The organism is Sorangiineae bacterium MSr12523, assembly GCA_037157775.1.
Classification (GTDB): domain Bacteria; phylum Myxococcota_A; class Polyangia; order Polyangiales; family Polyangiaceae; genus Pendulispora; species Pendulispora brunnea.
In genome coordinates this window covers 4,470,957-4,484,733 of sequence record CP089982.1, presented here as the reverse complement: position 1 = coordinate 4,484,733, position 13,777 = coordinate 4,470,957, and the positions used below count along the sequence as shown (strand labels likewise).

The 13,777-nt window shown below is 65.2% G+C and carries 10 protein-coding genes; 7 read left to right on the top strand and 3 right to left on the bottom strand.

Annotated elements, in window-relative coordinates:
- Nucleotides 1-436 precede the first annotated feature (436 nt).
- A complete protein-coding gene (locus LZC95_17665) occupies nucleotides 437-1,288 on the top strand; it encodes an RNA polymerase sigma factor (GenBank protein ID WXA98646.1) in 852 nt (283 codons plus the stop codon).
- Between the two features lie 74 nt (nucleotides 1,289-1,362).
- Entirely contained in the window at nucleotides 1,363-2,037 is a 675-nt protein-coding gene (locus LZC95_17660) for an HAD-IA family hydrolase (protein ID WXB00349.1), read from the top strand.
- Here LZC95_17660 and LZC95_17655 read toward each other — a convergent pair.
- From LZC95_17655 to LZC95_17645, 3 genes are all read right to left on the bottom strand, one after another.
- Nucleotides 2,034-4,325: a sulfatase-like hydrolase/transferase gene (locus tag LZC95_17655; GenBank protein ID WXA98645.1), complete on the bottom strand. Its 2,292-nt coding sequence runs from the start codon at nucleotides 4,323-4,325 to the stop codon at nucleotides 2,034-2,036. The two genes, LZC95_17660 and LZC95_17655, sit on opposite strands and share 4 nt — an antisense overlap.
- A 91-nt stretch (nucleotides 4,326-4,416) precedes the next feature.
- A complete protein-coding gene (locus LZC95_17650; GenBank protein ID WXA98644.1) occupies nucleotides 4,417-5,364 on the bottom strand; it encodes a tyrosine recombinase XerC in 948 nt (315 codons plus the stop codon).
- 58 nt (nucleotides 5,365-5,422) lie between these two features.
- Nucleotides 5,423-6,733: an aminopeptidase P N-terminal domain-containing protein gene (locus LZC95_17645; GenBank protein WXA98643.1), complete on the bottom strand. Its 1,311-nt coding sequence runs from the start codon at nucleotides 6,731-6,733 to the stop codon at nucleotides 5,423-5,425.
- Between the two features lie 61 nt (nucleotides 6,734-6,794).
- On the opposite strand from LZC95_17645, the gene LZC95_17640 reads away from it, so the two are divergent.
- The 5 genes from LZC95_17640 to LZC95_17620 all read left to right on the top strand — a co-directional run bounded on the left by LZC95_17640 (nucleotide 6,795) and on the right by LZC95_17620 (nucleotide 13,680).
- A complete protein-coding gene (locus LZC95_17640; protein ID WXA98642.1) occupies nucleotides 6,795-7,202 on the top strand; it encodes a hypothetical protein in 408 nt (135 codons plus the stop codon).
- A gap of 28 nt (nucleotides 7,203-7,230) precedes the next feature.
- Nucleotides 7,231-7,773: a hypothetical protein gene (locus LZC95_17635; protein ID WXA98641.1), complete on the top strand. Its 543-nt coding sequence runs from the start codon at nucleotides 7,231-7,233 to the stop codon at nucleotides 7,771-7,773.
- Nucleotides 7,774-7,862: 89 nt separating this feature from the next.
- Complete coding sequence (locus LZC95_17630) at nucleotides 7,863-8,249, top strand: hypothetical protein (GenBank protein WXA98640.1); 387 nt, start codon at nucleotides 7,863-7,865, stop codon at nucleotides 8,247-8,249.
- A gap of 35 nt (nucleotides 8,250-8,284) precedes the next feature.
- Nucleotides 8,285-11,284, top strand: coding sequence for a prolyl oligopeptidase family serine peptidase (locus tag LZC95_17625; protein WXA98639.1), 3,000 nt, complete (start codon nucleotides 8,285-8,287; stop codon nucleotides 11,282-11,284).
- A gap of 56 nt (nucleotides 11,285-11,340) precedes the next feature.
- The gene (locus tag LZC95_17620) at nucleotides 11,341-13,680 is read left to right on the top strand and encodes a benzoate-CoA ligase family protein (GenBank protein ID WXA98638.1); all 2,340 of its coding nucleotides are present in this window, start codon (nucleotides 11,341-11,343) and stop codon (nucleotides 13,678-13,680) included.
- Nucleotides 13,681-13,777: the final 97 nt, after the last annotated feature.

The following is a 13,777-nucleotide window of genomic DNA, read 5'->3' as shown; positions in this document are numbered from 1 at the left end:
GCGCCGGACGCAGCGGCGATGCGCGCCTTCGTCAGGAAGGCGACACGCGCACGGGGGCGTTTCTACGGCTGACGCACAGTACGTTGGCGGGGACGCAACGAAGCGAAGCCGATCGCAGGCGACGTTCAGCTCGTACTCTCACGCTTCGAAGCCGACGTCGGGTTGCCTTAAGGGGTGGTGTCGCGTGGGCGCGATGCCGTGGAGGGCCACGACGGGTGCACGCCGATTGCGAATCCATCGAGAATGATCGCGATTTCGCGTCGGAGCCGCGCACGCGCGTGCGCGCTTACATGGAGTGGTGAGGAGTCCCGAGGCCGCCTCGGCACGGGACTCGCATTCTCTTCCGCCGTGCTGACGACGGAATCGCGCAACGCGATCGTCGTCGTCGGTGCCGTCCCTAACGAGCCTTTGGCTCGCACCACTCCGAGGAACGACCATGGCATTTGCGATCGATCGCACCCTTCTCCGGCGCGCCGTCGACGGCGAGACGAGCGCCCTCAACTCGCTTGTACAGGAGCTACGGCCACACATCGAGCGGCAGCTTCTCCGCTATCCGGTGGCCGACGAGGATCGGCGCGATCTACTACAGGCAACGTTGATGCAAGTCATCCGACGTCTCGGCTCCTTCCGAGGCGATTCGAGCTTCTCGACATGGCTCTTTCGCGTCACCGCGAACGAAGCCCTCATGATGATGCGATCGCAGCGCCGACACCGCGCCCGACTGGTCGAAGGTCTCGACCTCGAAGAGCTCGGCTCTCTGCCGGCGTCCAACGATGGCGAATTCGCTGCCCGCGGCGACATCGGCGCGGCCAACAGCGAGCGCGATCATCGCGTGCGCAATGCCCTCGAAGAACTGCCCGAGGACTACCGCAACGTCGTCGTCGCGCACTACCACATGGATCTCGGTCTGCAGGAAATCGCCGACCGGTTCGAGCTGAGTGAGAGCGCGGTTCGTTCGCGCTTGCACCGCGCCCGCTCGCGGCTGCGCACCATGCTCGAGGCCACGCCGCTCGCTGCGGAGGCCCGTGAAGAGGCAGCGCGTGCGCGTCGCGCCCGTGTGAGCCGCCCGGCGGCAGCTGCACCCGCGCAAGCCGCCGAAGTGGTGCAAGAGATGGCGCAAGAAGAGTTGGTCGCTGCAGCGGCGGCGGCTGCGATGGAGGCCGTGGCATCGGCCGAAGTCGTCGAGGCGGCGCCCATCAGCACCGTCGCGGTCAACGAGACCGCCGATTCCGAGCCGGCCGTTCCGGCCCCGGCCGCCAGCGGCCCGTCGCTCGAGAACGCCGCTTAGTCGGATTTCTCGCGATTCACTGGCACATGAAGTGAGGGAAAGGGGGGTGGCGGCGTGCTAAAGGCTCGAGCGTGATGGCTCGCCGATACGCCGCCCCTGATGCCGTCCTGTTCGATCTGGACGGTACGTTGATTGATTCGCAGGCCGACATTGCCGCGGCCTGCAACCACGCCCTCGAGACGCACGATCGGGCCCGTTTGCCCGACAGCGTGATTCGGAGCTTCGTCGGAGATGGCGCGCGCGTATTGCTCTCGCGCGCGTTCGGCGTGAAGCCCGATGCACCCGAGCTGGAGTCGCCGCTCGAGGCATTTCACACGTATTACCGTGCGAACCCGGTGGTTCACACGACGCTCCTTCCGGGCGCGCGCGAGTCGCTCGACGCGGCCAGCGGGAAGAAGCGCATTCTGGCGACGAACAAGCCGCGCGAAACCACGCTTCTCATCCTGGAGGCGCTGGGCATTCTCGCGGAGTTCGACACCGTTCGCGGCGGCGGAGATGGTCCGCTCAAGCCGCACCCATACACCTTGCTTTCGGCGCTGAAAGAGGTGGACGTGGAGCCGTCGCGGGCCTGGATGGTCGGCGATGGCCCGCAAGACGTGGGCGCTGGAAAAGCGGCCGCCTGCGCCGCCACCATCGCAGTGCTCGAAGGCTTTTTGCCGCCGGCGCGCCTTTACGCGGCGGGTCCGGACGTCGTTCTCAAGTCGCTGCACGAACTCCCCGCGCTTTTGCGCGACGGCGTCTCGAGCTAGGGCTCGGGCTTGACGTCGATTTCCTTCATGCGGGCGCGCTGCGCTTGCAGGGCCTCGAGCATGGGGCGGAACTTCGATTTGTCGTCGGCGAGATCCTCTTTTTCGTCGGGATCGGACGACAGATCGAAGAGGCTGTAGTTGCTCCCACCGAAGTGAATCAACTTCATCCCGGGCGTCGGTCCGTGGATGATCGCCCGCCGCATGCCCGTATAAGGTCCGATGGGCATATCGACATACACGTCCCTCTCGGCGAAGGTTGCCCCCGGTTTTGCGGTGAGATCGTCCCACATGCTCTGGCCCGAGAGCTCCCCCGAAGGCGCCTCGACGTGCATGATATCGAGCAGCGTAGGTACCACGTCGATGGCACCTCGCTTGACCGGGACGTGGTGCGGTGTGAGGCCCGGCACGTAGACGAGAAGAGGCACACGAACGAGCACTTCCCAGATCTCGTGACCGTGCCAGTTCATATGGTGCTCGCCGAAGGCTTCACCGTGATCGGAGGTGACCACCACGGCGGTGCGCTTGCCCCAAGGCTGCGCGGCGATGGCATCGAGTACCCGCCCAATGTGGTGATCGACGAACCACACCTCGCCGTCGTAGGCGCCCTTGTTGATCTTGCTCGGGCTCTTGGTGCCCTCGGGCACGAAATTGGGGGCGCCTTCGTGCGCCGCGTACTGCGCGTGCGGGTCGAAGTAGTGAAGCCACATGAAGAAGCGGCCTGACGTGTTCTCCGGCTTGGCCAAAAGCTTGAGGGCCGCATCACTCAGCTCCTTGCTGGTGACCGACGTGTCGGTGTCGCCCTGCCCGGTCGCGGGCTTGGCTGACGTATCCCACTCGTCCATGCCCTGAGTGAGCCCGCTGCGCGGCGTGAAGTACCAGTGCGACGCCGCGCCGAAGGTACGAATGTGCGCCTGCTGGAAGCGCTCCGCGATGAAGACGTTGCCCTTCTCGTAGCTGTTGAAGTGCGAGCCGTTGCGAAGCGTTTCGCTCGGGTATTTGCCGATGAGAAGCGGGCCGAGGCTCTTTCCCGTGTACGAGGCGAAGGAGTAGGCGTGGTCGAAGATGACGCCCTTTTCGGCCAGCTTGTCCAAGTTCGGCGTGACCGGCTTGTCGTAGCCCATGAATCCGAGATCGGGCCGCAAGGTGTCGACGGTGATGAAGACGAGGTTCAAGCCCTCGGGAAGCGCCGTTTTGGTGGCGCTCTTGGTGGCCTCCGCGCTGGCCGGTGTGGTCACGGGCGAGGCCAGCGGTGCCAGCGGGGTGTCGCTGCCGGAGCAGTCCTCGTCGATGCCGTTGCCGGGGATGTCGATGGCCAGCGGTGATCGTGTGCGATCGTGGTCGTCGCAGTCGCCGCCGCCGAAGTAGGCCGATGCGCCGTCGTGATCGCGATCGGTGGCCTTGCGCGAGACGGCGAGCGCGATGCTGCCGAGCGGCGCGTTTCGCTCGATGCTGCGCGTGACCTGGGGCGCGTCGTTGAGGGCGCGCGCCTCGCGCACGGTGATACCGAGCGGCGCGAAGGCCACGACGGCCGCGACGAGCCAGCGAAGGGCGCTGACCTTGCGCCGAGCGAGCGCGATGGGCGCGGTGTAGGCGCCCGCGCTGATGGCGAGAAGATCGACGACCGGACGCAGGTCCAGTTCGGAGCGTTTGAGCACGCCGAAGATGCCCAGGGCGCCGCCTCCTTCCCCACCGGTGTCACCTGCCGAGATGCCGGCGGCCAGAACCGCCAAGGAAACGAGGAGCGCCAGCCCGCCGGTGGCCACCGGATCGATGAGCCATGGTTGCTTCGCCGCCCCCGTGGCCAGCACCCGTCGCAGCGGCGGCACGAACGACAGCGCCACCGATGCCAGGCCGGCGAGAAGGACCATGCCCGCGAGCGCGAGCTCCATGCCCACCTCGAGGGCGGCGCCACGCGAAAAGAGCTGGCGCGCGAGATTGGCGATGAGCACGATCCAGAAGAGGCCCACGAAGACCGCCAGCGGCGAGATGGCCGCCGTGCGCGAGCGCATCAGCACCGGCTGGGCGCGCAAGGTCGCCAGGTGCTCGCGCCAGGAGTACGGCCGATCCGGCTCGAGGAAGGACATGAGCACGCCAAGCCCCGCGGCCACGAACAGCGCGACGGGCAAAAGGACGGCCGCATCCGCGAAAAACAGGTCCGCGTAGCGCGGAGCATTGGCGCCGGTGCCCGCGGAGACGCACGATCGGGCCTCCATGGCCGCCACCAGCACGGCCGCAGCAGCCCCGCCCGCGAGCGCGACGGTGAGCCGTTTGAACCAAGCGAGAAGCATTGGTTTGACTTGTTAGCAGACTTGGATCTCGTATCCGTCTTGAATTCTCGGTGCGAAAGTCGCGACTGGGAAGTAAGGGCAGGCTGGAAAGTCAGTCGGTTTCCTGGCTCCCGCGAAGCGCCTTCCGCGCACGGGCGAGCGGATGCGCGGCATCGTAGACCTTCATCAAGTGGTCCATCGACACGTGCGTGTACCGCTGCGTGGTGGAAAGCGACGAGTGGCCCAGGATCTCTTGGATGGCGCGCAAGTCGGCGCCGCCCTCGAGAAGATGCGTGGCGCAGGTGTGGCGCAGGGCATGCGGGAACAGATCGGCTCGCCCGGCGCCCAGGGCGCCGTACTTGGAAACGGCGCGTTCAATCGCGCGCACGTTGAGCCTCGCGCCGCGCGTGCTGACGAACACGGCGTGCGGATCGATGTACTGCGTGCGGCGGTGCCGTAGTTCGCGACGCACGGCCAGGTACGCGGCGAGGGCCTCCACGCATTTGCTGCCGAGCGGCACGTACCGCTCTTTCGAGCCCTTGCCGAGGACGCGCGCGGTCGCGCCCGGTAAATCCAGCTGGTCCAGGGTGAGGCCCGAGGCTTCGCTGACACGGAGGCCGGAGCCGTAGAGCAACTCGAGAAGCGCTGCATCGCGCTTGCCCGCGGCGTCCGAGACGTCGGGCGACTCGACGACCTGCTTGGCCGCATCGACGGAGACGAAGGTCGGCAGCGGCTTGCGCACCTTGGGGCTGGCCAATTCGTCGGCGGGGCTCTTCTCGAGGATGCCGCGCCGTCGCATCCACCGCATCCACGTGCGCAGGGCCGCAAGCTTCCGCGACATGGAGTTGGGCGTCACCGTACGCGCCAGCTGCCCGAGCCAGCCGCGCAGGAGGTAGACGTCGACGTCCTCGATGTTCGCCTTCTTTCCTTCGTGCCGCTCTCGGAAAAACGTCACCAAGGTGCTCAGGTCACGCCGGTACGCCGCCACGGTATGCGGCGACGCGCGCCGCTCGTCCCGAAGGTGCGCGATGAAGCCGTCCAGCGCGTCCTCGATGTCCATAGGGTTTGGAGAGTACGCCTCGACGCCAAAAGCTAAAAGAATCCTTCTTCCCTAACCCCTAACCCCTACAAACGCGTTCCACGTCCTCGGGCATCTTGGGAATGGCTTCACTCAGGACCACGGGACCGTTTTCGGTGACGAGGATGTCGTCCTCGATGCGCACGCCGATGGAGCGCCACTCGGGACCGACGTTCGCGAAGTCCTTCGATAGGTAGATACCTGGTTCGACGGTGAGGACCATGCCCGGGGCCAGCGGCCGCGGCTTGCCTCCGACGAAGTAGGAACCCACGTCGTGCACGTCCATGCCCAGCCAATGGCTGGTGCGGTGCATGAAGAACGGCTTGTGCTTCTCCTCCTCGATGAGCTTTTCCGGCTCGCCGGAGAGCAACCCGAGCTTCACCAGCCCCCGTGTGATGCCGGCCACGCTTTTCTTGTGCACGTCGTCGACCGTCGCGCCCACGCGGCAGGCCGAAATGGCCTCGAGCTGCGCCTCCAACACCACCTCGTAGATGGCCCGCTGCTCGCGCGAAAAGGTGCCCGAGATCGGAAAGGTACGCGTCACATCGCTGGCGAAGTATTCGTACTCGCAGCCGGCATCGATGAGCAAAAGCTCGCCTTCCTGCATGACGCGATCGTTCGCCACGTAATGGAGGATGGCCGCGTTGTGGCCCGAGCCCACGATGCTCTGGTAGGCCACGCGCTTGGCCCCGCGCCGGCGAAACGTCTCGAGAAGCACGCCCTCGATTTCCGCTTCGTTCATCCCCGGCCGCGCCGTCGCCATGGCCTTCACGTGGGCCTCGCCGGTGATGGCCAGCGCCTTGCGCATGCTTGCGAGGTCGTCCTCGCTCTTCACCAGGCGCTGCTCGTGCAGCAAGCTGGCGAGGTCCACGATCTCGCTGGGAAAATAGAACGGGCTGCGCCCGCGCATCATGCCGCGCTCGATTGCCGCGAAAATGCGGCCATCCAAGGTGCGGTTGCGCCCGAGGCGGTAATACAAACGGTGCTGATTCTGGAACAGTTTGATCAGATGGGCATCCAGCTCGGCCAACGGAAAGGCCTCGTCCGCGCCGTAGTCGGACTTGGCGCCTTCGACGCCGGCGCGCGGGCCATCCCAGGTCTCGCGCTCGGGATCACGCGGACGCACGAACATCGTCGTCTTGCGCTCGCGCGTGGCCATCACCAGAACGGCATCCGGCTCGTCGAAACCGGTGAGGTAGTAAAAATCCGAGTCCTGCCGAAAGGGGTGCTCCGTGTCGTTGTTGCGCAATTGGGGTTGCCCGGCGGGAACCACCGCCACCGCGTCCTCGCCCCGCTCCTGGGTCATCCGGTCGAACAAGTCCTCGCGGCGACGACGAAAATTCTCGCGCATCAACGTCTCCTGCCCCTTCTGAAAAGTTGGCCCACATCTACCCACAGACGAAACTCACCCCATGCTCCAGACCGAGGACCGCCGCCGTAAGCGTAGCTCCGATCCGCTCATTGCCCTTCACTACCAGCTTTCTCACGCGCGAAGCGACGGTTCCCTCGAAACCCTCGTGCTCGCCGATCCTTCGGGGGTCGTGGTGGCCGGGGCTGGCTCATGGGCGGCCTGCGAAGAGCTCGCGGCGTACGCTCCTCTTTTTGCACGCATCCCGCGTCCGGAGACCCAGAGCAGCACAGAGGATGGCTCGATGTCGCGCATTCTCGCGATGCGAAGCGAAGTCGAGGTGCGGGAGCTGACGATCTCCGGTCAGAACGTTTTTCTATGTGCCCGCGGCCACAGCGAAGGCGGCGCGGCAGCTACGTTGGCGATGGATCACGCAGCCCAAGGCATCTCACGCATTCTCTCCGCCGCGTAGAGGTGCTACTCCCTGTCGCGGGTGAGCGATGGGTGAGAATGATCAGGGCGAACGTGGTGGGGGGGGTGGCAGCAGCCGGCGTCGCCGGCTCGAAGGTGTCATCCCTGATCTGATTAAGCGGGCCGTGGAGATTGGCGTCGAAAAGGCGGCCGAGGCTCCGGACACCGTGAAGCACATCATGAGCGAGCTCAAGCTGCCGAAAGGCATGGCGGGCTACGTGCTTGCTCAAATCGACGAGACGAAGAACGGCGTCGTTCGGGTCGTGGCCAATGAGGTCCGCGATTTCCTCGAGCACACGAACTTGGCAGGCGAGGCGCAGAAGATCCTGACGTCGCTGCAGTTCGAGGTGAACACGACGATTCGGTTCCGTCCCAACACCGGCGCTCGGGAGAGCCGCGACGGTCGCGACAACGGTCGTGACAAGCGCGAAGACTCCGACGCGCCATCAGAAGACGACGAATCCTCGGGCGAGGAAGGCCCAATCGCCAATTTGCCCAAACCCGAGGTGAAGACGGACATCTACGTTAAGCGCGAGGAGCGGCGAGAGCGCCGCACGCGTTCAAAGGAATGAAGGGAATGACGAAGGGACCGCGGGCCGGAGGAGAAATTGATAGTTACTGCACGAAATGTCGTCTCGTGCTCAACCACCGAGTCATCGCCATGGTCGGGCCCCGACCGGTGAGGGTCGAGTGTTCGACGTGTGGCTCGCATCACAACTTTCGACCGCGTGCTCCAGGCGACAAGGGCGAGCCGACGGTCCGCAGCCGAGCGAGCGGTATCTCGTCGCCCCGCCCCGCCCGCGTGTCGGGCGCTGCGCGCGCCGAGCAAGCCAAAGTGTCACGCGAGCAGACGTGGGAGAAGGCCATTGCCGGTCGCGGCGTGTCGGACTTCCGCCGCTACAACGTGGCGCAGACGTTCCAAGAAGGCGATTTGATCCGCCATGCGAAGTTCGGGGACGGTGTCGTCACACGTGTTCTCGATCCCCGCAAGGTGGAGGTTCTTTTCCGCGATGAGCCTCGCACGCTGGCACAAGGCATGATCGAGTGATTTAGTTAACTGTGCTGAAGCTGTTGAAGGCACGCGTGATCCCATTTGTGGCCCTGCTGGCGATCGGTACGAGCGCCGCAGGTTTCTCTCCGCTTGGCATCTCGCGTGCGCAGCCGTCCGGCGCCTCCGCTGGCGCAGCAGCGCCGGCGAATCCCGCGCCGACGGCTCCGGTTGCAGGACCGACGCGAATTGCCCCGGGGGCCGATGGCAGCCTCGGGGCATGGCTGTTCCTAGGGCCGTTCCGTTCGGCGACGTTCGTTCCCAAAGGGACGCCGGCGCCGATTGGTGTCGACGCGCTGGCGGTGCCACCGCCGGGTGTCGACGAGAAAGTGCTGGCGCCGGAGCTCGGGCGCGTTGCGGGCTTCGCGCGATGGACCTTGGGCTCGAGCGGGGATGGGCCCATCGATGTGCTCAAAGTGCTGGGCGCACGCGAGGGCAACGTCATCGCGTATGCAGGCGGCACGCTGCACGTGGAGCGCGCGGGGCGTTACTACTTGCTCGTGGGCGCCGACGACGGCATCCGCGTGAACATCGACGGCAAGACGGTGCTCGCGCACGACGAGCCGCGTCCCGAGCGCGATGACGACGATCTGGTGGCGCTCGATCTGACCGCCGGCGATCACCCGATCTCGATGAAGCTGCATCAGCGCGACGGCGGTTGGGCGCTGCACGTGCGCCTCGTGGATGCGCAGCTCGCACCCCCGGCGGGTGCGTACGTGACGTTGCCCGGAACGACGGTGAACGATACGCGGGCGCTCGCCACGAAAATGTCGTCCGTGGCCATCGACCGCGGCGTGCGTGGCGATGGGTACCATCCACGCCTCACCGTGCGCTATCCGGAGGGAACCCCGCTGGGTGTTCCCCTCCCCGTTCGCACGCGGCTTCTGCCTGGCCAGTTCGACGTGCAGGCGGGGGTGCTCGCGCCGGAGCTCGGCGAGATGGTGGTGACGTTGCCGGTGCTCCGTCCCGAAGAAGCGAAGTTCGAGGACCAGGATCTCACCTTCGAGACCACGGTGGGCGAACGCACGGTGCGGACGCCGTTCGCGCCGCGGCACGTGGTGCGCGAGGCGATTGCGCACGCCGACCGCACCTTGGCATCGCTGGCAGCGGCGCCCACCCCGGGGGAACCTCTCGTGCCGCCGTCGTGGCTGAAACGCGGCACGTTGGAAAGCGTGACGCACCTGCGCGATCGCCTGGCGAATTACGCCTCGCGTGGGGACAACGATCTGGACATCCAGCGCGAGGACGCCGCGGAGCTCGATGCCGCGGTGACCATGCTCGACAAGAAGGTCGACCCCTACGCGAGCCGCACGGGCCCGCAGCGGCGCGCGTACCTTGCGCCGGAAGATGGGCACCTGTCCGAGTACGGCCTCTACGTTCCGCCGAGCTACAAGCCAGGAACGACACGGAAGTACCCACTCATCGTGATCATGCACGGGCTCAATGGCAAACCGATGGCTATTTTGCGCGTGCTCTTCGGATTGGACGACCAGCAGCACGATTCGGAGTGGAAAGACCGCCATGCGACGTCGCCGACATACATGGGATTTCCACCACTCGAAGCCTTCGTGGTGGCGCCCACTGGCCACGGCAATACGATGTACCGCCACCTGGGCATGGTGGACGTACTCCAGGCCATCGACGAAGTGACGTCGCTGTATCCCATCGATCCAACGCGGGTCACGGCCACGGGGCCATCGATGGGCGGCAGCGGCTCGGCGGCCTTGGCCTTGCGGCACCCGGACATGTTCGCCGCGGCGGCCCCGCTATGCGGATACCACAGCTATTTCGTGCGCCGCGATTTCGTGGGCAAGCCATTGCGACCCTGGGAGCGCGCGCTGGCGGCGGAGCGGTCCAATTCGGAGTGGGCCTTCAATGGCAAGGATTTACCGCTGTTCGTGGTGCATGGCACGCTCGATTGGCCCGAGATCAACAGCGGCGTGCTGATTCAACGGTACGAAGAGCTCCAATATTCGATTATCCACGAGCACCCCAAATTGGGGCACAACGTGTGGGCCACGACGTACGAGAGTTTCAAAGGTGCGAACTGGCTATTGAGCAAGACGAAGAATCTGCATCCTGCATCGATTCGATTCCGCACCATGCGGCTGCGCGAAAATGGGAATGCATGGTTGCATATTCAGGAATTTACGGCGCCCGACGTGTGGGGCGAGGTCGAAGCCCGGGTGAAAAGCCGCACGGCGTTCGAGGCGACGACCAAGGGCGTGGCCGCGCTGTCGCTGGATCGCGATGAGAAGCTGGTCGATGCGCAAAAGCCCATCACGGTGGCCATCGATGGCAGCACATTGACGTTCGGCCCGGGGGATCCGCTGGTGATGCATCGCGAGGGCGCTGCGTGGAAGGCCGGCGAACGCGAGCGGCCGAGCGATGCGGTGTTCAAACGCGGCAAGATCACCGGGCCATTGCGCGATGCGTTTCACGAGCCGCTGCTCTTCGTATACGGATCGGAGGATCCGACGCAGACGCGCGCGAACGAAGAGGTCGCCCGTGCGTGGGCGCGCGTGAGCGGAGGCGTGGAGGTTCGTTACCCGATCATGAGCGATGCGGAGTTCTTCGCGAAAGGTGAAGTGCTGGCCAATTCGCGGGCTCTCTTTTTGGTGGGGAATGCCAAGTCCAATCGCGTGGTTCGCAGCTTGGAGGCCGATTTCCCGATTCGCATCGATGGCGATACGGTGGTGGTGGGCGACAAGGTATTCAAGGGCAACCAGCTCGGCGCGGCGTTCATTCGTCCCAATCCAAAACGCGCGGACCGCTACGTGGTGGTCGTCGAGGGTGCGGATGCGATGGGGACCTGGCGCTCGCTTTCGCTGCCCGACTTGATTCCGGATTTCGTGGTGTACGACGAGAAGGTCGCACCAGCACGGGGGCAAGTTCTCTTGAACAACGGAGCCGTCCTGGCGGCCGGTTTCTTTCGCAACGATTGGTCCATTCCGGCCAATACGGCGGACCCTTTGGCGCGCATCGTACGCCCGGCGGCTCGCACGGAGCATGACGCAACGCCGTATCTGCCTTAGATAGGGGTTGGGGATTAGGGGTTAGCGGAGAGAAAATTGGGCCTATGCTCTCGAACATGGGCGTCCCCACGATCGAGTTTCCCCGTCAATACAATGCCGCCGTGGATCTGGTGGATCGGCACCTCGCCGAAGGGCGACAGGACCGAATCGCCTTTCGCGACGACCGGGGGGCGTTGAGCTACGGCGAGCTCGCACGGCAAGTGAACCGCGCGGGGAATGCGCTCCTGGCGCTGGGCATCGAGCCGGAGCAGCGCATCGTGTTGCTTCTTCAGGATACGACCGATTTTCCCGTCATGTTCCTCGGCGCGATCAAGGCGGGCATCGTGCCCATTCCGGTGAACACGCTTCTCACCCCGGCCGATTACGAGCACATGCTCATCGACAGCCGGGCGCGTGCGCTGGTGGTCAGCGAGCCGTTGCTGCCGAAGGTCGACACGGCAATCGCGCGCGCGCCCTGTCTGCACCATGTCCTCGTCTCGCGTGCTCCCGAGGGAAATATCGGGCATGAGCGGCTCGAGGCGCACCTGGCAGCGGTGTCGGACGAGCTCGAGGCGTTCCCGACGACGCCGGACGACGTAGGCTTTTGGTTCTACACTTCGGGCTCGACGGGCGCGCCGAAAGCGGCGATGCATTTGCACGCGCACCTGATGCAAACGGCGAAGCTCTACGCCCAAGGTGTGCTGGGCATTCGCGAGGACGATGTCGTCTTTTCCGCGGCGAAGCTCTTTTTCGCCTATGGCCTGGGCAACGCGCTCACCTTCCCTCTTTCGGTCGGCGCCACGGCCATCCTCATGGCCGAGCGGCCCACGCCCGCATCGGTCCTGCGCACGCTGCGCGAGCACCAGCCGACCATTTTCTGCGGGGTGCCCACGCTGTTCGCATCGATGCTCGCCGACACGACCCAAGGGGGCATCACGCGGGAGGCCGCATCGCGTGCGCTGCGCGTCTGCGTGTCCGCGGGAGAGGCGTTGCCGAAGCATGTCGGCGAGGCTTGGCGCGAGCGCATGGGGACCGATATTTTGGACGGCATCGGAACCACCGAGCTTTTGCATATTTTCCTATCGAATCGACCCGGCGACGTTCGCTACGGCACGTCGGGCAAGCCGGTTCCGGGCTACGAGATCAAGCTGCTCGGCGACGACGGACAGCCCGTGCCTGCGGGTGAGGAAGGTTCGCTCTGGGTGAAGGCACCGTCGGCGGCCATGGGCTATTGGAATCAGCGCGAGCTGAGTCTCGCGACGTTCCATGGGCCGTGGACGCGCACCGGCGACCGCTACGTGCACGATGCCGAGGGGTATTTCACGTACCTCGGGCGCTCGGACGATATGCTCAAGGTGGGGGGCATCTGGGTGTCTCCCTTCGAGGTGGAATCGGCGCTGGCGCAACACGACGCGGTGCTCGAAGCGGCGGTGGTTGGCCACACGGACGGCGATCGGTTGGTGAAGCCCAAGGCCTACGTGGTGCTCCGCGAGGGGCACCTCGCGAGCGAGGCATTGGAGAATGCGCTCAAGGACTTCGTGAAGAGCAAGCTTGCACCTTACAAGTATCCGCGCTGGGTCGAATTCGTTCCAGATTTGCCCAAGACGGCGACGGGGAAGATCCAGCGTTTCCGGCTGCGTGCCAAGCGAAGCGCCATCGTGGCGGGCGGCCATCGGCTCGAGGTGGAGCGGCACACCCTAGGGTCGAGCGAACAGCCGGTGCTGGTGTTTTTGCACGAGGGACTCGGCAGCATTTCGCTCTGGCGCGATTTCCCCGAGGCTTTGGCCCGGCGCACGGCCCGCGATTGTATCGTGTACAGCCGCTGGGGTTACGGCGGCTCGGATCCGGTGACCCTTCCGCGCCCGCTGACGTACATGCACGACGAGGCGGCGGTGCTGCCGGAGGTGCTCGATGCCTGTCAGGTCGAGAAGGCTATTTTGATCGGGCATAGCGACGGCGGGTCCATTGCGTTGTTGCACGCCGCCAGCAGAGAGGCCCGAGGTCGGGTGGTGGGTCTGATTTTGGAGGCTCCTCACGTCTTTTGCGAAGACGTGTCGGTGCGCAGTATCGGCGAAGCGCGAACGCAATACGAAAAGGGCGATTTGCGCGAGCGGCTCATGAAGCACCATGGCGACAATGTCGATGGTGCTTTTTGGGGCTGGAATCGGGCGTGGTTGGATCCGGAATTCCGCAAATGGAATATCGAGTCGGGTTTGCCGAACATCGAGATACCGGTGCTGTTGCTCCAGGGGGAGAAAGACGAATATGGCACTTTGGCGCAGCTCGATGCGATCGAGCGGAAGGTCAAAGGGCCCGTCACGCGCCGTGTGCTTGCGGATTGCGGGCATAGTCCGCACCGGGATCAGAGGGAGGTGACCTTGGAGGCGATGGCGCGGTTTATTGAGCGGACGACTTAGTCTCGGGAGGGAGTTTAACCGCCAAGGCGCCAAGAACGCCAAGATGGATGTGCTGGGGCGCCGAGAACCCCCTTATTCACAAATCTCTCGGCGTCTT

Bases quoted from the DNA above. Each gene is read 5' to 3' on its own strand.
- LZC95_17665 (WXA98646.1), top strand. From the start codon at position 437: ATGGCATTTGCGATCGATCGCACCCTTCTCCGGCGCGCCGTCGACGGC.
- LZC95_17645 (WXA98643.1), bottom strand. From the start codon at position 6,733: ATGCGCGAGAATTTTCGTCGTCGCCGCGAGGACTTGTTCGACCGGATG.
- LZC95_17620 (WXA98638.1), top strand. From the start codon at position 11,341: ATGGGCGTCCCCACGATCGAGTTTCCCCGTCAATACAATGCCGCCGTG.
- LZC95_17650 (WXA98644.1), bottom strand. From the start codon at position 5,364: ATGGACATCGAGGACGCGCTGGACGGCTTCATCGCGCACCTTCGGGAC.
- LZC95_17635 (WXA98641.1), top strand. From the start codon at position 7,231: ATGGGTGAGAATGATCAGGGCGAACGTGGTGGGGGGGGTGGCAGCAGC.
- LZC95_17630 (WXA98640.1), top strand. From the start codon at position 7,863: ATGGTCGGGCCCCGACCGGTGAGGGTCGAGTGTTCGACGTGTGGCTCG.
- LZC95_17640 (WXA98642.1), top strand. From the start codon at position 6,795: ATGCTCCAGACCGAGGACCGCCGCCGTAAGCGTAGCTCCGATCCGCTC.
- LZC95_17655 (WXA98645.1), bottom strand. From the start codon at position 4,325: ATGCTTCTCGCTTGGTTCAAACGGCTCACCGTCGCGCTCGCGGGCGGG.
- LZC95_17660 (WXB00349.1), top strand. From the start codon at position 1,363: ATGGCTCGCCGATACGCCGCCCCTGATGCCGTCCTGTTCGATCTGGAC.